The 24,500-nt window shown below is 45.7% G+C and carries 21 protein-coding genes and 1 other annotated feature; of the genes, 12 read left to right on the forward strand and 9 right to left on the reverse strand.

Annotation, left to right across the window (positions count from 1 at the left end; all coding sequences use genetic code 11):
• Positions 1-386 precede the first annotated feature (386 nt).
• From clpB to rluD, 3 genes are all read right to left on the reverse strand, one after another.
• Positions 387-2,960, reverse strand: coding sequence for an ATP-dependent chaperone ClpB (clpB, locus tag VNE01S_RS08025; protein ID WP_053394089.1), 2,574 nt, complete (start codon positions 2,958-2,960; stop codon positions 387-389).
• A gap of 110 nt (positions 2,961-3,070) precedes the next feature.
• Positions 3,071-3,802, reverse strand: a complete 732-nt coding sequence (gene pgeF / locus VNE01S_RS08030) for a peptidoglycan editing factor PgeF (protein ID WP_053394090.1) — start codon at positions 3,800-3,802, stop codon at positions 3,071-3,073.
• Between the two features lie 2 nt (positions 3,803-3,804).
• Entirely contained in the window at positions 3,805-4,782 is a 978-nt protein-coding gene (rluD, locus tag VNE01S_RS08035; RefSeq protein WP_053394091.1) for a 23S rRNA pseudouridine(1911/1915/1917) synthase RluD, read from the reverse strand.
• A gap of 134 nt (positions 4,783-4,916) precedes the next feature.
• On the opposite strand from rluD, the gene VNE01S_RS08040 reads away from it, so the two are divergent.
• From VNE01S_RS08040 to yjjX, 4 genes are all read left to right on the forward strand, one after another.
• Positions 4,917-5,642, forward strand: a complete 726-nt coding sequence (locus tag VNE01S_RS08040; protein ID WP_053394092.1) for an outer membrane protein assembly factor BamD — start codon at positions 4,917-4,919, stop codon at positions 5,640-5,642.
• A 464-nt stretch (positions 5,643-6,106) separates the two neighbouring features.
• On the forward strand, positions 6,107-6,442 hold the full coding sequence (gene hpf / locus VNE01S_RS08045; RefSeq protein ID WP_053394093.1) for a ribosome hibernation-promoting factor, HPF/YfiA family: 336 nt from the start codon (positions 6,107-6,109) through the stop codon (positions 6,440-6,442).
• A 127-nt stretch (positions 6,443-6,569) separates the two neighbouring features.
• Positions 6,570-6,691 (forward strand) — a sequence feature (Phe leader region).
• 14 nt (positions 6,692-6,705) lie between these two features.
• Positions 6,706-7,884 carry a prephenate dehydratase gene (gene pheA / locus VNE01S_RS08050; RefSeq protein WP_053394094.1) on the forward strand — a complete coding sequence of 393 codons (1,179 nt, stop codon included), beginning with the start codon at positions 6,706-6,708 and terminating at the stop codon, positions 7,882-7,884.
• Between the two features lie 18 nt (positions 7,885-7,902).
• Positions 7,903-8,436 carry an inosine/xanthosine triphosphatase gene (gene yjjX, locus VNE01S_RS08055; protein ID WP_053394095.1) on the forward strand — a complete coding sequence of 178 codons (534 nt, stop codon included), beginning with the start codon at positions 7,903-7,905 and terminating at the stop codon, positions 8,434-8,436.
• A gap of 58 nt (positions 8,437-8,494) precedes the next feature.
• Here the strand turns inward: yjjX and trpR are convergent, their stop codons facing one another.
• Together trpR and sltY are read right to left on the reverse strand one after the other, a co-directional pair.
• A complete protein-coding gene (gene trpR / locus VNE01S_RS08060) occupies positions 8,495-8,791 on the reverse strand; it encodes a trp operon repressor (protein ID WP_053394096.1) in 297 nt (98 codons plus the stop codon).
• A 19-nt stretch (positions 8,792-8,810) separates the two neighbouring features.
• The gene (gene sltY, locus VNE01S_RS08065) at positions 8,811-10,763 is read right to left on the reverse strand and encodes a murein transglycosylase (protein ID WP_053394097.1); all 1,953 of its coding nucleotides are present in this window, start codon (positions 10,761-10,763) and stop codon (positions 8,811-8,813) included.
• Between the two features lie 261 nt (positions 10,764-11,024).
• Between sltY and ettA the strand changes: the two genes are divergently transcribed.
• The 3 genes from ettA to VNE01S_RS08080 all read left to right on the forward strand — a co-directional run bounded on the left by ettA (position 11,025) and on the right by VNE01S_RS08080 (position 14,246).
• Positions 11,025-12,692, forward strand: coding sequence for an energy-dependent translational throttle protein EttA (ettA, locus tag VNE01S_RS08070; protein WP_053394098.1), 1,668 nt, complete (start codon positions 11,025-11,027; stop codon positions 12,690-12,692).
• 164 nt (positions 12,693-12,856) lie between these two features.
• Positions 12,857-13,228: a PilZ domain-containing protein gene (locus VNE01S_RS08075; protein ID WP_053394099.1), complete on the forward strand. Its 372-nt coding sequence runs from the start codon at positions 12,857-12,859 to the stop codon at positions 13,226-13,228.
• 10 nt (positions 13,229-13,238) lie between these two features.
• Positions 13,239-14,246, forward strand: coding sequence for a M23 family metallopeptidase (locus VNE01S_RS08080; protein WP_053394100.1), 1,008 nt, complete (start codon positions 13,239-13,241; stop codon positions 14,244-14,246).
• Positions 14,247-14,303: 57 nt separating this feature from the next.
• Here the strand turns inward: VNE01S_RS08080 and tyrA are convergent, their stop codons facing one another.
• Together tyrA and VNE01S_RS08090 are read right to left on the reverse strand one after the other, a co-directional pair.
• Positions 14,304-15,431, reverse strand: coding sequence for a bifunctional chorismate mutase/prephenate dehydrogenase (tyrA, locus tag VNE01S_RS08085; RefSeq protein WP_053394101.1), 1,128 nt, complete (start codon positions 15,429-15,431; stop codon positions 14,304-14,306).
• Between the two features lie 25 nt (positions 15,432-15,456).
• Complete coding sequence (locus VNE01S_RS08090) at positions 15,457-16,530, reverse strand: 3-deoxy-7-phosphoheptulonate synthase (RefSeq protein WP_053394102.1); 1,074 nt, start codon at positions 16,528-16,530, stop codon at positions 15,457-15,459.
• A gap of 237 nt (positions 16,531-16,767) precedes the next feature.
• On the opposite strand from VNE01S_RS08090, the gene VNE01S_RS08095 reads away from it, so the two are divergent.
• Together VNE01S_RS08095 and btsR are read left to right on the forward strand one after the other, a co-directional pair.
• Entirely contained in the window at positions 16,768-18,444 is a 1,677-nt protein-coding gene (locus tag VNE01S_RS08095) for a sensor histidine kinase (RefSeq protein WP_053394103.1), read from the forward strand.
• A gap of 9 nt (positions 18,445-18,453) precedes the next feature.
• Positions 18,454-19,173: a two-component system response regulator BtsR gene (btsR, locus tag VNE01S_RS08100; protein WP_053394104.1), complete on the forward strand. Its 720-nt coding sequence runs from the start codon at positions 18,454-18,456 to the stop codon at positions 19,171-19,173.
• 36 nt (positions 19,174-19,209) lie between these two features.
• Here the strand turns inward: btsR and nagZ are convergent, their stop codons facing one another.
• Positions 19,210-20,196: a beta-N-acetylhexosaminidase gene (nagZ, locus tag VNE01S_RS08105; protein ID WP_053394105.1), complete on the reverse strand. Its 987-nt coding sequence runs from the start codon at positions 20,194-20,196 to the stop codon at positions 19,210-19,212.
• 108 nt (positions 20,197-20,304) lie between these two features.
• Here nagZ and VNE01S_RS08110 point away from each other — a divergent pair, with 108 nt between their 5' ends.
• Both VNE01S_RS08110 and murQ read left to right on the forward strand, forming a co-directional pair.
• Positions 20,305-21,420 (forward strand): anhydro-N-acetylmuramic acid kinase, encoded by a 1,116-nt coding sequence (locus tag VNE01S_RS08110; RefSeq protein WP_053394106.1) that lies wholly within the window; start codon positions 20,305-20,307, stop codon positions 21,418-21,420.
• 8 nt (positions 21,421-21,428) lie between these two features.
• Positions 21,429-22,355, forward strand: a complete 927-nt coding sequence (murQ, locus tag VNE01S_RS08115; protein WP_053394107.1) for an N-acetylmuramic acid 6-phosphate etherase — start codon at positions 21,429-21,431, stop codon at positions 22,353-22,355.
• A gap of 59 nt (positions 22,356-22,414) precedes the next feature.
• On the opposite strand, the gene VNE01S_RS08120 is transcribed toward murQ, so the two are convergent.
• Complete coding sequence (locus VNE01S_RS08120) at positions 22,415-22,756, reverse strand: DUF2799 domain-containing protein (protein ID WP_053394108.1); 342 nt, start codon at positions 22,754-22,756, stop codon at positions 22,415-22,417.
• Positions 22,757-22,962: 206 nt separating this feature from the next.
• On the opposite strand from VNE01S_RS08120, the gene VNE01S_RS08125 reads away from it, so the two are divergent.
• Positions 22,963-24,447, forward strand: coding sequence for a carbon starvation CstA family protein (locus tag VNE01S_RS08125; RefSeq protein WP_053394109.1), 1,485 nt, complete (start codon positions 22,963-22,965; stop codon positions 24,445-24,447).
• The last annotated feature ends 53 nt before the right edge of the window (positions 24,448-24,500 follow it).

Here is a 24,500-nt window from a genome sequence, read left to right on the forward strand (position 1 = left end):
AATTTGAAACCCCTCTTTATTTAGAGGAAATTTCTAATTGGATTATCATCAACGAGTGCCCACACAGATTGATAGATTTATATTGTTAAAGAACAATGCTTTGCGATACCTTTTATCTCAAAGCGGAGGTGAATTTTAGCGAGATAATTTAAAGAGTCAAACACTTTTTAAATTTATTTTCTCAGAAAGTTTTCACCTCTGTAACACACCTGAAGCTTAAAGCCGTCTTCTGTGCCAGTGGGAGCGCATTATAGGGTGTAATTCGGTTCGCACAAGAGCAAACGCGAAAAAAACTCGCACCCCGCGCCCGTTCGGTCACAGTTTAATCAAAACGTATTCAAAACAAACAAAAAGGGCCAACGTCAGCCCTTTAATTTGTGTGTTAACTACTGGTGAGCAATTATTTGATCGTTACTTACAACCAGTTTGATTGGCTTGTCTGGGACAACATTCCCTGCCAGTATTTCTTTTGCCAACGGGTTTTCAACACTTTGCTGGATTGCACGTTTCAATGGGCGCGCACCATAAACAGGGTCAAAGCCTACTTGCGCAACGTGCTCTAGAGCTTTGTCCGATACATCCAGTACAAAACCTTTTTCTTCCATTCTCGCCGCTAAACGCTGCAATTGAATAGAAGCAATCAACTTGATGTGGTCTTGTCCTAGTGGGTGGAACACAACACTCTCATCAACACGGTTGAGGAATTCAGGACGGAAATGTTTGCTGACAACATCCATCACCTGCTCTTTCATACCTTCGTAATCTAACGAGCCGAAATTCTCTTGAATACGCGTTGAGCCCAAATTCGAGGTCATGATCACCACGGTGTTGCGGAAATCGACCGTTCTGCCCTGCCCATCAGTGAGTCGGCCATCATCCAATACTTGAAGCAGAATGTTGAACACATCTGGATGTGCTTTCTCTACTTCATCAAGGAGGATGACCGAGTAAGGCTTACGTCTTACCGCTTCGGTTAGATAACCGCCTTCTTCATAGCCGACATAACCCGGAGGAGCACCGACCAATCTTGCCACGGAGTGTTTCTCCATGAACTCAGACATATCGATACGAACCATCGCGTCTTCACTGTCGAACATAAAGCTCGCCAATGTTTTACAGAGCTCAGTTTTACCTACCCCGGTCGGACCTAAGAATAGGAACGAACCAATTGGTCGGTTTGGATCAGACAAGCCAGCTCGACTACGACGAATCGCATTCGACACCACTTCCACCGCTTCAATTTGGCCAATGACTCGTTTATGAAGCACGTCTTCCATACGGAGCAGTTTCTCTTTTTCCGCTTCCAGCATTTTAGAAACAGGAATTCCCGTTTGCTTAGAGAGCACTTCGGCAATTTCATTATCCGTCACTTTATTACGGAGCAAGGTCATTTCTTGCATTTCCGCTTGAGTCGCTAGGTCGAGTTGCTTTTCTAGCTCGGGGATACGGCCATATTGCAGTTCGGACATTCTATTAAGATCACCCGCTCGACGCGCGAACTCCATATCCATGCGTGCTTGTTCTAGTTCAGATTTGATATGCTGAGTTCCTGAAAGCGAGGCTTTTTCTGCATTCCATACTTCTTCAAGCTCAGCGAACTCACGCTCTTTCTCCGACAGCTCTTCATTGAGGATACTTAGACGCTTTTCACTCGCCTCATCGTGTTCGTTGTTTAGCGCTTGCTGCTCTATCTTCAACTGGATAATTTTTCGCTCAAGCTTATCCAATGATTCTGGCTTAGAGTCCATTTGCATGCGAATGCTTGAAGCCGCTTCATCGATTAAGTCGATCGCTTTATCTGGCAGCTGTCGGTCTGAAACATAACGGTGCGATAAGCTTGCCGCAGCAACGATTGCCGGGTCGGTAATTTCAACGTGATGGTGCAGTTCATAACGCTCTTTTAACCCACGCAAGATCGCAACGGTATCTTCTACAGTTGGCTCATCCACCAGCACTTTTTGGAAGCGACGTTCTAACGCCGGATCTTTTTCTATATATTGACGGTATTCATCCAGTGTTGTGGCACCAACACAGTGTAATTCACCACGTGCCAATGCAGGCTTCAGCATGTTCCCTGCATCCATTGAACCTTCGCCTTTACCGGCACCAACCATGGTATGCATTTCGTCGATAAAGAGGATGATATTACCCTCTTCTTTTGCTAGCTCATTCAGAACAGACTTCAAACGCTCTTCGAATTCACCCCGATACTTCGCACCTGCGACTAATGCACCCATGTCTAATGCAAGCACTCGTCGACCACGGAGTCCTTCCGGCACTTCATTGTTGATAATGCGCTGTGCTAAGCCTTCAACGATCGCGGTTTTACCAACACCCGGCTCACCAATAATAACTGGGTTATTTTTAGTACGGCGTTGCAACACTTGAATAGTGCGACGAATTTCATCGTCTCGGCCTATAACTGGATCAAGCTTTCCTTGTTCAGCGCGTTCGGTTAGATCGATAGTGAACTTTTCTAATGCCTGGCGGAGTTCTTCCGCATTCGGGTCATTCACTTTTTGCCCGCCACGGATTTTATCAATTGCTTCACCGACTTTGGCTTCAGTTAGTCCTTGCTCTTTTAGCAACTTACCTAGCGGGCCGCGATCTTGTATCGCTGCAAGTAAAAATATTTCTGAGGAGATGTAAGCATCTTGGCGCTTCTGTGCCACTTTATCGCACAGGTTAAACAAGGTGCCCATTGAACTAGATAATTGAACATCCCCCCCGATACCACTGACTTTTGGCAAACGATCAAGGATTTCGCTTAACTTAGAACGCAGTTGAGTGACATCAACATTGAGCATCGTAAGCAGAGGACGAATCGGACTTCCGTCCTGATCCATAAGGGCCACCATAAGGTGAGCTGGCTCGATGTATTGATGGTCGCGGCCCAACGCTAATGATTGAGCGTCAGAGATTGCGATTTGGAATTTGCTTGTAAACCTATCAAGACGCATATCTACCTTCCTAACCTCAAATAAGAGAATTCTTTTGACAGTATGAAAGATGGTTACGTCTGTTCAGATTTTCAAGGGGAGTATGTTAGGTTTCCCTAAAATTAATGCGGTTACTCATTTTCGATCCAGATAAAACTAGCTTGGCGACCAGTTTTACCGTCACGGCGGTAAGAGTAAAAACGCTCGCCGTCTTCAAAGGTACATAAATTACTGTAGTAAACTTGGTTAACTCCGACTTTATTGAGTCTTTGCGTGACCAACAGGTTCATATCAGCTAACCATTTCCCCTCGCTTTCTTTGGCAGAGAAAGCGTGGATAGCTTGCGGGTCAACAGAGGTAAAGGCATCTAAAACATCTTGACCGACTTCAAATGCCCCTGAACCAATAGCAGGACCAACCCAAGCCATAACTTCACCATCAAATTTCTTAACGGCTTGTTCAACAATTCCATGAGCTAGGCCTCTCCAGCCGGCATGCACTGCTGCGACTTGTGTCCCTGCAGTGTTAGTCAGTAACACAGGTAAGCAATCAGCCGTCATCGCGCTGCATACAACACCAGCAGACTGAGTAAAAAGACCATCGGCATCCAAAACCATATTTGTTGGAGTACTGGACTCCAAGACAACCGAAGAATGAGTTTGGTTAAGCCAAATAGGTCGAGAAGGCATCTGTGACTGCTCAAATAGCAACTCTCGGTTTCTCTCAACCACATTTGTATCATCCCCAACATGACTACCAAGGTTTAACCCATTATAAGGAGCAGATGAAAAGCCGCCTAATCGGGTAGACGAAAAAGCTTTCACTTTACTTGGTGCAGGCCAGTTAGGGATGATCATTTCCATGATTAATACTCTTCTTCTAAGCCGTGTTCTTGCGTATCTTGGCGAAGCGCTTCTGCAATTTCTACCATATCGTCAGGTACCGGGGCGTGGAACTCCAGTTCTTCACCCGTCACTGGATGATCAAACCTTAGCATCACCGCGTGAAGGGCCTGGCGATCGAAACTACGGATTTTCTCCGCTAGCTCTTCGGTAGCGCCTGATGGAATACGTGCGCGACCACCATACGCAGCATCACCTAACAGTGGGTGCTGCAAATATGACATATGAACACGGATCTGGTGAGTGCGGCCTGTTTCTAGACGCAAACGAATACGAGTATGCTCACGGAAATGCTCTGCTACGCGATAGTGAGTCACCGCTGGCTTACCCATCGGGCTAACCGCCATCAGAGTTCGTTTGGTTGAGTGGCGACCAATTGGCTGCTCCACTTTACCACCAGCGGTCATTCGACCAATCGCAATCGCTTCATACTCACGAGTGATTTTACGCTTTTGCAATGCACGCACTAATCGAGTTTGTGATGGTACGGTTTTCGCGACCACCATCAAACCTGTGGTGTCTTTATCAAGACGGTGTACGATACCAGCACGGGGCACTTCAGCAATCGCTGGATAGTGATGCAATAAGGCGTTAAGTACCGTGCCATCAGGCGTGCCCGCACCTGGGTGTACAACAAAATCACGCGGTTTGTTGATAACAATGATATCGTCATCTTCAAAAACGATATCTAATGGAATATCTTGCGCTTCCCAGCGCTCTTCATCTTCAAGTTCCGCTTGCAGAGTTATCACCTCGCCTCCCATCACTCTCGTGCGGGGCTTAATGATCACTTCACCATCGACCTGGACTTTACCGTCCAAAAGCCATTCTTTGAGTCGAGAACGCGAGAAATCGGCGAACAATTCGGCAATAGCCTGATCTAGGCGCTGACCTAACTGGCTATCTTTTACTGTGTTGGTTAATACAATCTGCTGAGCCATATCGAACTTTTTTAAAAACTGTGAGACTAATTGTCACTACTGTGGAAAAATATACTATCGGACATTGTATCTGTTACTGCCCTGAAAGTAACGGAAGCGACAGAAATAATTATCTCAAGGAATCGAATCCTGACATGAAAAAGCATACTTTATCTGGCTTATTGGCGTTATCAGTACTGGTTGGCTGTACAAGCAGCGAAGAGATCGTTCCAGATGTACCGCCATCTGAGCTGTACTCAGAAGCCCAGGTTTCGCTTCAAAGTGGTAACTGGTTATCAGCAATAAGTCAGCTTGAGGCTTTGGACTCTCGCTATCCTTTCGGTGCCTATTCGGAGCAAGTTCAGCTCGACCTTATCTATGCTTATTACAAAAATGATGATTTGGCTTTGGGCTTGGCGACGATCGAACGTTTCACTCGTTTAAACCCGACTCACGAAAAGCTCGATTGGGTGCTTTACATGCGAGGCCTGACTCACATGGCGCAAGATCGCAACTTTATGCATGATCTATTTAACGTTGATAGAGCAGACCGAGATCCAGAGCCCGTAAAAAAAGCCTTTGCGGATTTCAAACGTCTATTAGAGCGCTACCCTACCAGTCATTATGCTGAAGATGCGCAAAAACGTATGTTTGCACTTAAAAATCGCTTAGCTGAATATGACTTAGCAACCGCTGATTTTTATCTCCGCCGCGAAGCATGGATTGCAGCCATTAAGCGAACCCAAGAACTGCAGAAAACCTACCCAGATACTGAGGCTGCGCGTAAATCGCTAAAAATTCAATTAGCCGCCTACAAAGCTCTTGGGCTACAAGATGCTGTCAAACGCACTGAAAAGCTAATAGAGCTAAACCCACTTTAAGCACTCCCAAAAAAACAAAACGCTCATACATATGAGCGTTTTTTTATGCTTACAAAACAGATCTCTAGTTCTAGTACAACCCGTTGAATCGGAAGTAAAGGTAAGAAGCTTCCTACGAGTAGGGTTCAGAAAAGGATAGAAGAGAACGGCTGGATGAAGTGCTAAAAATATCTGGAAGATAATTCACATTTTATGTTGCTCAATATCTAGTCGCCAGTCTTTATTAAGCCGAATAAAGCCGCTAAAAAACAGATGATTTTTAGTACCTTACTACTCCCAATCTAATGAGATTTTTTCCTTTCACAAGCATTTTTGTATCAAAGCAGGCCGACTCTTTGAGATAGATCACGTTTAAATTTAATGCCGAAAACACCCAAGCAAAGAGTGATATATATCACATTATTATACGCTCGGATAAGTAATCTGGAGTTAACCCATAAGGGATGACACAGAGGAAAACATTTATGAAAGTAAACATCACTGGCAAAAACATCGACATTACCTCTGCAATCCGTGCTCACATCGAGAGCAAATTTAAAAAGCTGGAAAAGTGGCAAGTAGACATCATCGGTTGTCAGGCAAGCTTCAGTGAGGAGCCAAACAAACAGAAGAAATTTGAAGCTGTGATTACCGTACCTAAAGGCAAACTTGTTGCATCATCATCACATGAAGATTTATACGCTGCCGTTAATGAGGTAGAACAGAAACTGGAACGTCAGCTAAACAAATTACGTCACAAACCAGAAGCTCGAAGAGCAGATAAGCCTGAGCTAGAAGAAGAGACGGAAATTGAAGAATAAACTCTACCTAACCAAGCGGATTAGAGAGGAATAGAAAAATAGCGCCGAAAGGCGCTATTTTTTTGCTTGACGCTCTCTAAGTGGTTGCTTATTGTGGGTAGGACTTCACTAAAAAGTAACGATTTATGACAACAACCAACCTGTTCTTTTTTGACTTCTTTTTTCTCCACTAGGTTTGGAGGCTCTCTCGTTTTCGAAAGATAAGTCAAAAACGAACAGGAAGCCTCCCAAAAGGGAGGCTTTTTTTATTTAAGGAATACAGGATGACTGAACAAAAATACTCGCTTGAAGAAATTCGCTTAAGGTTAAATGAGCTCGATGATCAATTATTAAAGCTGCTATCTGAGCGTAGAAAAATGAGTATTGAAGTTGCCAAAAGCAAAGTTCAGACATCAAAACCTGTTCGTGATGCCACTCGTGAGCAACAACTGCTAGTAAAACTGATTAATGCAGGTAAAGATAAATACGAATTGGACGCCCAGTACATTACTAAACTGTTCCATACCATTATTGAAGATTCTGTTCTTCTTCAACAAGCATATCTGCAAAACCTCGCAAACCCTGAATTAAGCCGAAAACCACTTGCCCGAGTCGCCTTCTTAGGCTCTAGAGGCTCCTATTCTCATCTTGCCAGCAGAGAGTACTTCAGCCGGAAGAATACCGAGTTAATTGAACTCAACTGCGAACATTTCAAAGACGTCGCGCATACGGTTGAATCTGGGCATGCGGACTTTGGCGTTCTACCGATTGAAAACACCAGCTCTGGCTCAATTAATGAAGTTTACGACCTTCTCCAACACACTACGTTATACATTGTCGGTGAACTCACACTGCCAATCGAACACTGCTTAGTGGCCACTTCAGAGCTTCGCCTAGAAGACCTTAAAACCCTGTATTCACACCCTCAGCCACACCAGCAGTGCAGTGAGTTTCTGAGCAAGCTTAAAGGTGTGAAGCTTGAATCATGCGCCAGTACAGCTGACGCCATGCAAAAAGTGCAAGAACTCAATCGTGATGATGTGGCCGCGATTGGCAACGCATCAAGTGGTAAATTGTACGGCTTACAATCCATTCAAGGTAACATTGCTAACCAAACAGAAAACCATACTCGCTTTATCGTGGTAGCCCGCAAGCCCGTGGAAGTCTCATCGCAAATCCCAGCTAAAACGACCCTGATCATGTCAACGTCTCAAGAGGCAGGCTCTCTTGTAGAAACGCTGTTAGTACTTCAGCGTTACGGCATAAACATGATGAAACTGGAATCGCGTCCTATTATGGGTAACCCATGGGAAGAAATGTTCTACGTCGATCTTGAAGCACATTTAGACTCCAACGAGATGCAACAAGCTCTGAGCGAGCTGACAAAACTAACCAAGCACTTAAAAGTCCTTGGTTGCTATCCTAGAGAGAATGTGCAACCAACCCAAGTTAAGTTAGTTTAAAGCTGGAAGGAAGGAACAATGACAGTGAAAAAGGTGATCGTCGCTTCACTTAACCCTGCCAAAATCAATGCCGTAAAAAGTGCGTTTCAGGCCACTTTTGCTCAACAAGAATTTGAGTTTATAGGCGTCAGTGTAGACAGCGAAGTCGCCGATCAACCGATGAGTAACAACGAAACCCATCTCGGGGCATTAAATCGCGTTAAGAATGCCAAAGTAGAGTGCCAAAGTGCCGATTACTATGTGGGCTTAGAAGCAGGCATTGAAGAAAGTGTGACTTTTGCTTGGATGGTTATTGAATCTCAAACTCACAGAGGGGAATCCCGTTCAGCGAGTTTAATGCTGCCCCCCGTTGTGATTGAAAAGCTACGTTACGCGAATGAGTTAGGTGATGTTATGGACGATGTATTTGGCACCGATAACATTAAGCAAAAGGGCGGCGCTATAAGCTTGCTGACCCAAGACCAGCTCACGCGAAGCAGCGTCTACCACCAAGCGTTAATTCTGGCGCTGATCCCATTTACCAACCCTGAACACTTTCCTTCAAACCTTTAAGGTTATTCAGCTAGTCGTGCTAAAGAAATAGATAAAAATAAAGGTGCCGATGGCACCTTTATTTTTTTTCTAACAACTGAGAAATTTCACTCTTCTCGTCATCCGATTTCGACTTAAGCTCATTCGAACCACGAGTAATTGTCGCAACACCGACACCGAGCATCTGACTGATTTGCCTTTGAGAAAGCTCACCTTTCAGTAGTTCACGAAAGATGTTCACTCTTGATATCAAAGACTCTCTTTCATCCGGACTTAAAAGCATGGTCAGCAACATCTCGTGCTGATCAGTCTCTGTGCTACTTTTGACCAAATCTAGAATTTGCTGCCACTCAGTGTACTCAGGTTCTGTCGCCATCTAATCTCCGCCTAGGCTTTTAGTACCTGGTGTTGATTTCGTTTTGATTTAAGAAAGCGCCATCAACACCCATTAGGTCTCTATAATAGGTTTCAAACATCAAGATATTCTGGACGTAACCTCGGGTTTCATTAAATGGAATCGCCTCAATAAATGAGTAGGCATCCAATTGACCCTGAGTCCGTTTACGCCATGTTTTAACTCGATGCGGGCCAGCATTATACGCCGCAAGCGCAAAAATTCGATTGTTATCGTACTGCTCTAACAACCCTTTCAGATAATGGCTGCCAATTTCGATGTTTTTACCCACTTCGTACAGCTCATCGCTACCACTGTAGTTTATCTCATATTTGCGCGCGGTATATTTGGCGGTTGAAGGCATAATCTGCATGATGCCACGTGCCCCAACTGGCGATCTGGCTTCTACATCCAACGCGCTCTCTTGACGAGCCAAAGACATCAGTGTGATTGGATCAATGCTATGTTTCTCACCATAGAAATTAAACCACCAGTGGTGAGCAATCGGGAACCTTAATTGTAGGTTATCCCACATTTTTGCTTCTATGCTCGCGGTGACAGATAGGTTATGCCAGCGCTTATAAGACGCATACGCAGCCAACATCTCTTTCTGCTCTTCATCAACTTTGGATAACAGCCAACGCCATTCACTTTTCGCCGCTGCGATCTTATCTCGTTCAATCAGCTCTTCAATACGTGCCAAAGAGGTGTTAAATGGTTGGATAGAGGCTTTATCTAGCTCAACAGTTGATACCGGGTAATCTATTGAGCGTTTAATCTCTGTCGCCGCCGCGACACTATAAAAGTTACGTTTACCGACAATTGACTCCAGACGCTGTTGACCAGCCACCTGTTGACCAGTTTCGATTTCACTGCGCCCTAGCCAATATTGCCAGCGTAAAGATTGCTGCGCGTCGTCAGGTAAAAGACTGATCCAGTTTTGTAAACCTTTCCAATCCCCATGCTGGATTGCAAGGCGAGCTCTTCTCTCTACCAATGAACGGTTATTAGAGGTTGCTATTTTGCTGTCTCTCCAACCAATTAAAGCTTGGTTACTGGTATTAATTAATCGGAACGTTATGTAATCAGCAAGTTCCTGCGCATCGGTTTGAGCCAGCTTTTGCGCTTTCACCACTTTCTCAAATATACGCTGCGCTTGCCCTACATTTTTACGCGCCAATTTCTTTAACCCAAGCTTCGTTTGCTTTTGATAGAAAGACGTTGCAGATTGCTTCTTGGCAAACTCCAGTACGGACTCTGGGTTATTAAACAAAGAGGTCATCACTTGAGCCTGCTGCTTCGCTTCTTTAGAGCGCAATAGCTTGGTCAAATAGCCCATCATTGCGCCATTGCGTGCTTCAAACGCAAGTAACATACGCTCAATTACGTGTTCATCCGTTCTTAAGCCAGCTTCATTCCATGCACTGAATAAAGGGTCGCAGGCGTCTGAGACACTCCGGCCCGAATACCATAGCTTTTGCGCACCTTTAAAGGCTTCTGTCTTGTTCCCTTGATGGAACATCGCCGTATAGTAATGGCACTGGTACGTTTCGCCTCTTGGCTCTGTTTTCTGGAACTCCAATAACGTCTGCCACTGATTAGTACGCGCTAAACTGCTGATATAAGGTGCACTAATGCGACCAGAAAAAGGGAAATCACTGTGCGTATTAATGAATTGCGTGACTTCCGACGGCGTTCGCTCTGACAAACCGACTAAAAATGCACGGTAGTCAACGTAAGGGGTCAGCGGGTAATCCGCAATCTGGCCGCGGATGCTTTGATATTCATCGACTTGTTTTTGGTCAAGCAAGTCTTGTGCTTGATCGTACACTTCTCTTTGGTGCGAGAGATTTGTCGCCATTGAAGTTGTGGCATAACCTGCGCTACAAACCACCGAGGCAACCACGACCATCGATGAAGGAATGCGATGTAGCGACTTAAAAAACGTCAGCATGGTAAATTCTCTTCCTATTGAGAATGATAAAAAAAATCACTAAAGACTGCTCATTCTACGGATCGCTTTTAACGGCCGTAAAGCAATTCAATGTAAATTCACACAACTGTGACAATTGCCGTGGTTTCCCCAAACACAAGATACAAAACTATCGATAATGGTTATCAATTTACCACTTAGCACCTTTCGGGAGTAACAAACATAAGCGTCATGGTATAGAATAGCCGTTTACGTGAATTGAAATGTTAGGAACGATCGGCAATGGCTGAATACGTATATACCATGTCGCGGGTGAGCAAAATTGTTCCACCTAAGCGTCAAATTCTAAAAGACATCTCTCTGAGCTTTTTCCCTGGTGCAAAAATCGGTGTTCTAGGTCTGAACGGTGCGGGTAAATCAACCCTTCTACGCATCATGGCAGGCATAGATACTGATATCGACGGCGAAGCTCGTCCACAACCAGGCTTAAATGTGGGTTATCTGCCACAGGAGCCAGTGCTTGACGAATCAAAAACAGTTCGTGAAGTTGTTGAAGAAGCGGTTGCTGACGTAGCAGACGCGCTGAAACGCCTTGATGCGGTATATGCAGCTTACGCAGAACCTGATGCTGATTTTGACGCACTAGCAAAAGAGCAAGGTGAACTTGAAGCACTTATCCAAACCAAAGACGGTCACAACCTAGAAAACGCTCTAGAGCGCGCAGCTGATGCCCTTCGCTTACCTGAATGGGATCAAAAGATCGGCAATTTATCAGGTGGTGAACGCCGCCGTGTGGCGATCTGTCGCCTGCTTCTAGAAAAGCCAGATATGCTTCTGCTAGACGAACCAACCAACCACTTGGATGCAGAGTCAGTGGCGTGGCTAGAACGCTTCCTTGTTGACTATACAGGTACTGTTGTGGCGATTACCCACGACCGCTACTTCCTAGACAATGCTGCGGGCTGGATTCTTGAACTTGACCGTGGTGAAGGTATTCCATGGGAAGGTAACTACACCTCTTGGCTAGAGCAAAAAGACGCGCGTCTACAACAAGAAGCGTCTCAAGAGAAAGCTCGTCAGAAGACCATCGAGAAAGAACTTGAATGGGTTCGTCAAAACCCGAAAGGTCGTCAAGCGAAATCTAAAGCACGTATGGCGCGCTTTGAAGAGTTGCAAAACACCGATCACCAAAAACGTAACGAAACCAACGAACTGTTTATCCCGCCAGGTGACCGCCTAGGTGACAAGGTTATCGAAGTCAATAACCTGACTAAATCGTTTGATGGCCGCGTACTGATCGACGACCTGTCATTCAGCATTCCGAAAGGTGCTATCGTCGGTATTATTGGTGCCAACGGTGCAGGTAAATCTACCCTGTTTAAGATGCTAAGTGGTACTGAGCAGCCAGACTCAGGCACTATCGAAATGGGTGATACCGTGAAGCTAGCGTCTGTTGAGCAATTCCGTGACTCAATGAATGACAAAAACACGGTATTCCAAGAAATCTCAGAAGGCGCTGATATCATTAAGATCAACAACTTCGAGATCCCAGCACGCGCGTACTGCTCTCGCTTTAACTTCAAAGGCAGCGATCAACAAAAAGTGATTGGCGAACTGTCTGGTGGTGAGCGTAACCGTGTTCACCTTGCTAAACTACTTAAAGCGGGCGGTAACGTACTGTTACTCGATGAACCGACCAACGACCTTGACGTTGAAACGCTACGTGCACTTGAAGAAGCGCTACTAGAGTTCCCAGGTTGTGCCATGGTTATCTCGCACGACCGTTGGTTCCTAGACCGTATCGCAACGCACATCATCGATTACCGCGATGAAGGTCAGGTGAACTTCTACGAAGGCAACTACACTGAGTACATGGACTGGCTGAAGAAGACACTCGGTCCAGAAGCAGCGGAACCACACCGTATCAAATACAAACGTATTACAAAATAATACGCTTGAAATCTATGCAAAGGCCGCTTAAATTAGCGGCCTTTTGTTATATTGCTCGAATTACGGGAAAATGTGCATTTTTGCGATAACAAAGATTGAGAACAGTTCCGCATAGCAACTACTTTTATTCTGATAGTGTAATGAATCAGACTCAGAGGACCGTTATGAAAGAACGACGCCATTTCTCACGTATTGTATATCGTATGCCAGCCGTCATTACTCAAGGGTTGAACACACTCAGCGCGTCTATTTGTGATCTATCACTACACGGATTACTGCTGACGAGTGAACACTCTTCGGTATTGCAAGATACCGAGCAAGTGAATGTAACGTTTACGCTTCCTGAAAGCGATGTCACGATCCAGCTCATCGCGAATGTGGTTGGAGTTAATAATAATATGATTCGTCTGAGCATTGATCATATTGATATTGACAGTATCGGACACCTAAAACGTTTAGTTGAATTAAATGTAGGAGATGACGAACTTCTTCATAGAGATATTGAGAGTTTGTCGGATCTGGGTGAATCCCCCTAACGAAAATAGTATGTCTAAAAAAATAACCATTTCAGTGCCGAAGTCTGAGGGAACTCAGATTTTTGATATATCACGTAAAGCGCTACTCTCAACGGCTTTCTTAGCTCTAGCCGCTGCAACTGGGTACGTCTATACCAACTGGACACAAGAACTTGCCGCCCAAGAGAAGTACGACACTCTGATTGATAAACTGAGCAAAGTCGAACAAGAAAAAAACGACCTAGAACAGCTCTACACTGAGCAAGTGGGAACCACTCACTCTTTATCTCAAGAACTGGAAGATAAGAACAGTATGATCAACATCTTAGGCCGACGCGTCTACGATGTCGAAGCCGTACTAGGGATCGCCGACCCATTTGCGCCTGAAGAAGGCAATTTGGAAAACCGGATCGACGCGGCAGCTATCGACTCTGCAGTGCGTGCGACCCTGTTTCGTATGATCCCAAACGATAGCCCGCTCGATTATGATCGCATTTCTTCTCACTATGGCCGCCGTACCAATCCTATCTCTGGGATAGTTCATATCCATAAAGGCATCGACCTCACGTGTGACAGAGGGGACCCAATTTATGCGCCTGCGGATGCGGTGGTTGAGTCCGTAAGACCTAGCTCAAAAGGGTTCGGAAACTACTTAACGTTAAGACACTCATATGGCTTCACCAGCACCTATGCGCATTTATCTCGATTTAAAGTTCGCAGTGGCCAGTTCATCAGTAAAGGAGACCTGATCGGGAATTGTGGCACAACAGGTAACTCTACCGGGCCTCACCTTCACTACGAAGTCCGTTTTTTGGGTCGACCACTCAACCCTTACTACACCATGCAGTGGACGCCTGAAAACTTTAACTATCTGTTTGAAAAAGAAAAGACGGTTAAGTGGGCACCGTTAGTGCAGCTGATTGATAATACAGTACGACTACAAGTCAACCTGACGAACAACCCTTACGTGGATGACTCGGTCAGTACGGTAAAAAATGAAGACGTACCGAAACCAGTCGAAAACGTCAGCGTTCAATAAATAATAAAAAAGCTGCCAATGGCAGCTTTTTTATTTGAATCAGAGTTGGCTTTTATCTTATCCGCGATGGATGGAATCGTTCGCTTGTTTGAGCAAGTTCTGACTTTCGTTCATAAATTGCTGCGAGTACTCACCAAACCACTGACCAACATTATTAAAGCTCTCAACAAACGCCTGCTTGTCTTTTCTGTCCAAGATTTCTAACGCCTCGCCAAAACAGGCATGGAAACGTTTGATCATTTCAATGTTTTCATCTGATGAAAGAATAATATCGCCGTAGAGATTCGGATCTTGCCCAAATAAGCGCCCTACCATGGCTAATTCAAGGCGGTAGATAGGCGAGCTCAACTGTAAGAGCTTATCAATGTTTGGATTTTCTCGGCTTAGATGCAGACCGTATGCAAACGAAGTAAAGTGACGCAAGGCTTGAATCAGCGTCATACCATGATCGTGCTCCGATGCATCAATATTGCACAAACTTGCTCCCCAAATGGAAAACTGTTTCAGCAACCACTGGTATTGTTCTTCTCCACGGCCATCACAGTATACAATCACCTGCTTCGCCAAGCTTGGTACATCCGGGCCAAACATAGGGTGCAAACCGACAACAGGTCCATTATGCACAGTCATCATTGACTGAAGCGGTTTAGACTTAATCGAGGTTAAATCACACAAGATACAGTCGTCTGGCAAGTTGCCTAGCTTTTCGATAACACCTTGAGTCAGATGGATCGGTACAGTCACAACCACCAGCCCAGCATCATGCAAGATCTCATCCGAATGATCCCAGTCTTGGCTGCCAAGTACTTTGACTTGGTAACCCGATAGTTTAAACATGCGTCCAAACAACCCACCTAACTGACCGTTACCACCCACAATCACAACCGAACGCAATTCAGGGTTCAAGCATTTAAAGCCTGAGTCTTTCTCGCTGGCGTATGACTCTCGCATCGTGCGGCGAAGAATATCTTCAATCAATTGAGGGGGAACGCCCTTCTTCTCTGCCTCTTTACGGCGAGAAGCCAACATGGCTGCTTCTCTATCCGGAGCATAAATAGGTAAGCCATGTTCACTCTTAACTTCACCGACTTTCTCAACCAACGCCAAGCGTTGGGAGAGTAAATCTAAGATTTGCTTATCTACTGCGTCAATTTGATCGCGTAACTCGTTAAGTTCAACAGCCATTTATATTCCTTGTTATCTCTACTGCTTACCCTTTCAGGCGGTCTTCCAAGAACGGTACTAATTCTTTGTGTGCGTGACGCAATAGTGCCTCAGTTGCATCCCAATTAATACAAGCGTCGGTAATAGATACGCCGTATTGCATCTCTTGCAAAGGAATATCTGATGACTGATTACCCTCATTGATGTGGCTTTCAATCATTAGCCCAATGATAGACTTGTTGCCTTCACGAATTTGGTGGATAACATCTTCCGCTACTAGAGGTTGACGGCGGAAATCTTTACGCGAGTTCGCATGGCTACAATCGACCATAAGTGAAGCATCCAGATCGGCTTTAGCCATCTCTTGTTCACACTCCGTCACCGAAACAGAGTCGTAATTCGTCTGCTTGCCACCACGTAAAATCACGTGACCATTAGGGTTGCCTTGAGTAGTCAAAAGCGCGACTTGACCTTCACGGTTGATACCCATAAAGCGGTGGCTAGAAGACGCCGCCTGCATCGCGTTAATTGCGGTAGCCAAGCTACCATCGGTGCCATTCTTAAAGCCAATTGGCATCGACAGACCACTCGCCATTTCACGGTGAGTTTGTGATTCCGTAGTACGGGCACCAATCGCTGCCCAGCTAAACGTATCGGCTAAGTACTGCGGGCTAATCGGATCTAACGCTTCTGTCGCTAACGGAATGTCCATTTCAGCCAGATCGACCAACAGTTTGCGACCCACGTGAAGGCCGTGCTCAATATCAAATGAGCCATCTAGATGAGGGTCATTGATTAACCCTTTCCAGCCAACCGTAGTACGAGGCTTTTCAAAGTAAACGCGCATAACAATATACAGTTGATCACTCAGTTGCTCTGACAGAGCTTTAAGGCGCAGCGCGTATTCCTTCGCCGCTTCTACATCATGGATAGAGCAAGGCCCACAAACCACCAACAGGCGGTGGTCTTTCTTATTGATAATATCCGCGATCGTCTGACGAGATTCTTGGATAAAATTCCTTGCTTTACTGCTCAGTGGGATCTTTGCTTTTAGCTGATCAGGTGTGATTAAAACCTGCTCATCACTGATATTGATGTTACTAAGTTCACTTCTTTGCATAACTTCTAGCCTGTATATTATATTTTACACCTGAGCATTCCATTCATCTCAAGCGGTGAATAACTCTACAATAACAATCTAAATATATATTTCAACTGTAAACAATAAAAAACATTAAGTGTAAATTTATTCTTACACCAATGGTAATCTTGAACTTAAGAATAAAATCACAAGATAAGGATACTTTCTATAAAAGAAGTTATCTAAAATAACCCAAAACCACTGACTGAAATTGCTATGGATCTCGTCCTCTCCTTACTACAACAGATGTGTGTCTATCTTGTCTTAGCGTATATGCTGAGCAAAACCCCCATCTTTCTTCCTCTGCTGAATATTTCTAGCCGAGTCAGTCATAAAGTTAGCGTATATGTACTGTTTTCTCTGTTTTGTATCATGGGAACGTACTTCGGTTTGCAGATAAACGACGCTATCGCCAATACTCGCGCAATGGGCGCGGTGATGGGCGGCCTATTCGGCGGACCTGTCGTGGGCTTTTTCGTTGGTTTGACGGGAGGGATTCACCGATACACTCTGGGTGGCTTTACCGACCTGGCCTGTGCAATCTCAACCACAGCCGAAGGGCTGATAGGCGGCTTGCTCCACACTTACTATTTGCGTAAGGGCAAAAGAGAACAACTGTTTAACCCAAGTGTGGTATTCAGCGTTACGCTTGTGGCTGAAATCATCCAGATGGCGATCATCTTGATGGTGGCCAAGCCATTTGATCAAGCGTATGTACTGGTTTCCGCTATCGCAGCACCGATGATTATTACCAACTCGGTGGGCGCTGCGTTGTTTATGAGCATCCTTCAGGATCGCAAAACCATTTTTGAAGAGTATTCTGCTACGTTTTCTCGACGCGCCTTGAACATCGCAGAACGTTCCGTTGGTATTCTTATTACTGGCTTTAATACCGCCAACGCCGAAAAAGTCGCACGTATTGTGTATGAAGAGACCAATGTAGGCGCCGTTTCCATCACCGACCACGAAAAGATTCTAGCCTTCGTCGGAATTGGTGCAGACCACCACAGACCCGAAACGCCAATCTCATCTCAAAGCACTTTGGATGCAATCAGTCAAAACGACATCATCTATCTCGATGGTAAAGACAAGCCTTACCAATGCTCAATATCGCCTGACTGTAAGTTAGGTAGTGCGCTGATCATCCCTCTTCGAGCGGGTGATAAGGTGATCGGTACGATCAAGCTGTACGAGCCTAAGCGAAAGCTCTTCTCAACCATCAATATGGCTATGGCAGAGGGGATCGCGCAATTGCTATCGAGCCAGATTCTATTTGGTGACTATCAGCAAAAAAGAGAACTACTGTCACAAGCAGAGATTAAACTTCTGCAAGCGCAAGTGAACCCACATTTTCTCTTTAATGCTTTGAATACAATAAGTGCCGTGGTTCGCCGTGATCCGGCTAAGGCGCGTGAGCTTATTCAACATCTATCGCACTTTTTCCGCAGTAACTTAAAGCAAGACATTGATACCGTAACCCTCAAAGAAGAGCTAGCGCACGTCAATGCCTACCTCACTATAGAGAAAGCACGCTTTACCGACCGATTAGAAGTCGATATCGATATTGATGATTCGCTACTAAGCCGTAAGCTGCCCACTTTTACGCTGCAGCCATTGGTGGAGAATGCGATTAAACACGGGGTTTCCAATTTGTTGGAAGGCGGACATATACGCATTTACAGTAAAATGGTGCAAGGCGGTTACCGACTTATTGTAGAAGACAATGCGGGCAGCTATGTGGCCCCCAAAGACGACCACGCTGGCCTTGGAATGCAAATTGTAGATAAAAGGCTGACGAACAAATTTGGCCACACTTCGGCACTTAAAGTCGAAGTTGAGCCTAACCACTTAACCAGAATGAGCTTTATCATTCCTGATCAAAACACGTATTAAGGTATGAACATGCTTTCAGCTTTAGTCATAGATGACGAACTTTTCGCCCGAGAAGATTTAACGGAACTACTGGAAGAAACGGGACAGGTTGAAGTGATCGACCACGCGAGCAATGCGATTGAAGGGTTAAAAAAGATCAATCAGTTAAAACCCGACGTTGTCTTTCTTGATATCCAGATGCCACAAATCACTGGTATTGAACTGCTTGGTATGCTCGATCCCGATACGATGCCAAAAGTGGTGTTTGTCACCGCCTACGATGAGTTCGCCATCCAAGCATTTGAAGACAACGCGTTCGATTACTTGTTAAAACCTGTCGATACCAAACGGCTTGAAAAAACCGTCAAACGTCTCATCAAGTCAGAGCAAAAAGGCCAACCCCACCCTTCGCTCATTGCGCCGCAAACGCTGGATCAAGTGCCTTGTATTGGCCTCAATCGTATTGTGATCATACCTACTCAGGATGTGGAGTTCGCATACACAGATATTAGTGGTGTTCATATCCAAACCCACGAACAAAAAGCGACCTCACAACTCACACTCAAAGTGCTTGAAGAAAAAACCCCATTGGTACGCTGCCACCGTCAGTTTTTGGTGAACGTAAAAATGATCAAAGAAATCAAGTTGCTGGAGAATGGCCTAGCCGAGATCATCACAGTAAGCGACCACCCAATTCCAGTCAGCCGCCGCTACCTAAAAACTCTCAAAGAGTTGCTCGGTTTCCATTAATAAGAGCCACAACAGTGGCTCTTGGGAAGGTTATCTTTAGACGTCGAGTAAACGTTTCATCGCTTCTGAGGCTTGCTTCCACTTCTCGCTACTTTGTAGCTCAGGCAGGGTAAAGCTTTGCTTCTTAAGTAATCCCTCTGCGGCGGGAGTTTCCAGGATTGGTAAGTTGTCTAATACTGCGACTTGCGCATCGCGCTGGTTACACACCAACAGCATATCGCAACCGGCGACCAGAGACTGATGCGCCCGCTCTGCAGGACCGCCCATAATCGCCGCCCCTTCCATCGTCAGATCATCAGAGAAAATAATGCCTCTAAAGCCAAGTTTTTCACGCAAGATCTGCTTTAACCAATATTCAGAGCCACTTGCAGGCTGATCATCATAATGCGGATACACGACGTGAGCCGGCATCATGGCATCAAGAATACCGCTATCAATTTGCGCTTGAAAGACTTGCATATCTAACTCAAAAATATCATCCCGTTCATCGTATGGCGTCTCTAAGTGCGAGTCTGCAATCACACCACCGTGGCCGGGAAAATGCTTACCGGTGGTTGCCATGCCGACAGATTTCATCCCCTGCATATAAGCGGTGCTGTGGCGGATAATGCTGTCAACATCCTCACCAAAAGCGCGGTTGCCGATTGCTTTGCACTCATGTCCTTTATCCAAGACCGGAGCAAAACTCAAATCAATATCATGGGCGATCAGTTCTGCCGCCATTAGCCAGCCACCAAGCTCGGCTAGTTGCTCGCCGTTGTTATGCTTAGCGTATTCTTGAGCGGCAGGAATGAGCGAAAAGCCTTCGCGAAAACGTTGCACTCGGCCTCCCTCTTGGTCAACACCAATCAAAATAGGACGTTTGGCAGCCTGACGAATCGATTTGTTCAAGGCCAGAAGCTGTTGATTATCATGATAGTTGCGCGAAAAAAGAATCACCCCACCTACCGTTGGGTGCTCAAGAATTTCTTTATCTTCAGCGGTTAACTCACAGCCCTCTACATCAAGCCACAACGGTCCCATAATCTCTCCTAACCCAGCTAATTTTAATGATTTTCACTATGCGGCTGAGGTTATTAGGATTATCCTCTGTTTACAATGGGTAGTTGTCAGTAGGTGTAAAAATTGAGCATGAGAACAAAAGAGTTGTATATCGGTGTGATGTCTGGCACCAGTTTGGATGGCGTAGATACCGCGCTGGTCGAAATTGAAGGTGACGATGTTCGGCTACTTTGCTCTCAAGACTACCCTTACCCAGATAATTTGCGAGAACGGGTGCTGAATATTTGTCTTGGTCAGCCAACCAACTTAGTCGAAATTGGCCAAATCGACCATGAACTGGGTCATTTATATGCAGATGCCGTCAATCACCTGATTGCTCACTCTGGCTATCTGAAAGAGCATATTTCGGCTATCGGAAATCACGGCCAAACCGTCTTCCACCAGCCAACGGGAGACGCCCCGTTTACCATGCAATTGGGAGACGCCAACATCATTGCCGCTCGAACCGGAGTAGATACAGTCGCCGACTTCAGACGTAAAGATATGGCGTTGGGCGGCCAAGGTGCGCCGCTTGTGCCTGCTTTCCATCAGGCGATCTTTACCTCTGAACAATCTAGCGTTGTGGTACTCAATATTGGCGGCATCGCCAATATTTCAGTGCTTCGCCCTACCCAACCTGTGATTGGCTATGACACGGGCCCAGGAAATATGTTGATGGATGCCTGGTGCCAACGCCATTGGGGCAAGAAGTTCGATAAGAATGCCGAGTTTGCGCTAAAAGGCACGGTAGATGATGAACTACTCGCTCAACTACTTGAAGAGAAGTACTTCAATCTACGCCCCCCAAAAAGCACAGGCCGCGAACTATTCAATCTGACTTGGCTGGACAATAAACTCTCTCAATTCAACCTCAGTACCGAAAACGTCCAGCGGACACTCTGCGAGTACACTGCATTAACAATTGCCAATGAAGTCACGCAGTACACAGAAGGCTCAAAACCAGAGTTGTTGGTGTGTGGCGGTGGTGTGCATAATCCACTTCTCATACAAAGGTTGAGTGAATTGCTGCCAGAATGGCAAGTAACGCCGACCGAATCGAGAGGGGTCGATAGCAACAATATGGAAGCGATGGCGTTTGCTTGGCTGGCCTATCGCCGCGTTCATAACCTGCCAAGCAACTTACCCGAAGTCACGGGAGCAAGCCGCCCAGCCTCTCTTGGCGTTATGTACTTTGCCGACAAATAAGGATCACTATGACTAACGATGCTCTCATCTCAGCGCTTTCACATTTAGTTTCTGAAGGGCGTAACCCAGAAACCATGGATATCGACTTACTCTCCTCGCTGGAGATTGTTGAGCGTATTAATCAGCAAGATAAACTCGTGCCACTCGCCGTTGAAAAAGTACTGCCCGAGATAGCCCAAGCTGTCGATACGATTAGCACCGCGTTTAAAAAAGGCGGCAGATTAGTTTACGTTGGCGCCGGAACCAGCGGACGCTTAGGCGTATTGGATGCTTCAGAATGCCCGCCAACCTTTGGTGTCTCTGACGGCATGGTCATCGGCCTGATTGCGGGAGGACCAGAAGCCATTTTGAAAGCCCAAGAAGGGGCAGAAGATTCTATGGAACTTGGCATGGAGGATCTCAAATCCATTGGCTTTAATCAGGACGACGTTGTGGTAGGTATCGCTGCCAGCGGCCGCACTCCCTACGTTATAGGTGCCTTGGAATATGCCAATACCATTGGCGCGGCAACGGTAGCGCTGTCATGCAACCCCGATTCTACCATCGCTGATATTGCGCAAATCGCAATCAGCCCAGTCGTCGGCCCAGAAGCATTAACAGGATCGACTCGTCTCAAGTCAGGTACGGCGCAAAAGTTAGTCCTTAACATGCTGACGACCGCCTCTATGATCCGGCTCGGAAAAAGCTACCAAAACCTGATGGTGGACGTCAAAGCAACCAATAAAAAACTGGTTGCTCGTGCGGCGCGCATTGTAATGCAGGCCACCGATTGTGAGAGTTGTGAAGCGGCGGAAACCTTGGTGAAAACAGGCTACGACGTAAAGCTGGCTATTTTGATGATTCTAACGGGGATGGATGTCGAGCAGGCTCGTAAACAGCTCCATGCTCAAGATGGTTTTTTAAGAAAGGCAGTACAAAGCCACCAAAATAGCTAAATTCCAAACGTTGACCTAATGACAGCAGGGAGCAAACATCCCTGCTTTATCTTAGCAACTTATTGATTGTATTCGTTCCAGCCTCTTTGCCATTCCATACGAAACTTCTGTGCTTGTGCTGTGCCTTCACACACACCTTCATAATATTGCCCAGATAGCCCCATTTGATAGGCAAAATCGGCATTACAGTACTCTTCTACACCCACAAGGTAGCCTTGCTCATACTCACCCTGATTGGCACTCCCCAGTGACGCCAAGTTGTTAAACGACCGCTGCGTATGTCCAGACAGACCATCTTGGTAACCTATTTGATACCAGTCTCCTTGCTCTGCTAACTGCTCAGTCGAGGCGACACACGCGGCCAAAGACAAAGCCAACAAACTCACCCATAGTTTTTTCATTGTTTTTCTTCACAATTATGTTTATGTCATTTAACTAAACCACTAAATGTCTGTAATTGCCACTCACCAATCGCAAAAACCACTCAATCACCTTAATTACCACTCAACACTCAATACGACCACTCACTTTATTAGTGAATGCTGATTGTCATCATGGTGCGTAGTATCGACCCTGAGCTTATAAAATTTACCGAGGAACGAGTGTTATGTTGTGGTTTTTAACCTGTGTTGCTGCCCTAATAGGCGGTTACTTCATTTACGGTGCTTTCGTAGAGAAAATCTTTGGCATCAATGAAAAGCGCCAAACTCCTGCACATACGAAACAAGACGGCGTTGACTATGTCCCAATGTCAACCAAGAAAGTCTACTTAGTTCAGTTACTTAACATTGCTGGTGTCGGCCCGATCTTTGGCCCTATTATGGGTGCTTTGTACGGCCCAGCTGCGATGCTATGGATTGTGATTGGTTGTATCTTTGCAGGCGCTGTACACGATTACTTCTCTGGCATGCTTTCAGTCCGTAACGGTGGCGCTTCTGTACCAACTATTACAGGTCGATACCTAGGTAATGGCGCAAAACACTTTATGAACATCTTTGCCATTGTCTTGCTACTTCTTGTTGGTGTGGTATTCGTTTCAGCGCCAGCGGGCATGATCACGAACCTAATCAATGATCAAACTAGCCTAAATGTCAGCATGACGACAATGGTTGTCGCAATCTTCGCTTACTACATCATCGCAACTATCGTTCCTGTTGATAAGATTATCGGTCGTTTTTACCCACTATTTGGCGCATTGCTCATCTTCATGTCTGTCGGCCTAATGACTGCGGTTGCTTTCTCTAGCGAGCACACTGTAATGGGTGACTTCCAGGTTTCAGACATGCTGTCGAACCTAAACCCGAATGACATGCCTCTATGGCCTGCACTATTCATCACTATCGCGTGTGGTGCTATTTCTGGTTTCCACGCAACTCAGTCACCTCTGATGGCGCGTTGTATGGAAAACGAAAAGAATGGCCGCTTCGTATTCTACGGTGCGATGATTGGTGAAGGTGTGATTGCACTGATCTGGTGTGCTATTGCTCTGTCTTTCTTCGGCTCTCTAGAAGCTCTATCAGAAGCTGTGAATAATGGCGGCCCTGGTAACGTAGTTTACAGCGCTTCATTTGGTCTACTGGGTGTGTTTGGTGGCGTTATCGCTTTCCTAGGTGTGGTTATTCTGCCTATCACTTCAGGTGATACGGCGTTCCGCTCAAGCCGTCTAATCCTTGCTGAATACTTCAACATGGAACAGAAAACACTGCGCAACCGTCTATTCATGGCTCTACCACTATTTGTGATTGGCGGCGTTCTGACTCAAGTAGACTTCGGCATTATCTGGCGTTACTTCGGTTTCGCGAACCAAACAACAGCGGTAATGATGCTGTGGACAGCTTCGGCTTACCTGCTACGTCACAACAAACTGCACTGGATTACGACGATTCCAGCGGTATTCATGACCACAGTGTGTGTCACTTTCATCTTGAACAACAGCACACTGGGCTTTGGTTTACCAATGCAAATCTCGACTATTTCAGGCATCCTGTTCTCACTTGCGGTAACGGTATACGTAATTAAAAGCTCAAAAGGAAAAGGCGAGACAGAATTGGCTGACGAAGAAAAACCACAAGCAGTCACAGAAACTGCCTAACGCTAACTTCACCTTTGTTTGCTACTAGGGCTCCTTCGGGAGCCCTTTCTTTT

Source organism: Vibrio nereis NBRC 15637, from assembly GCF_001591105.1.
GTDB lineage: Bacteria > Pseudomonadota > Gammaproteobacteria > Enterobacterales > Vibrionaceae > Vibrio > Vibrio nereis.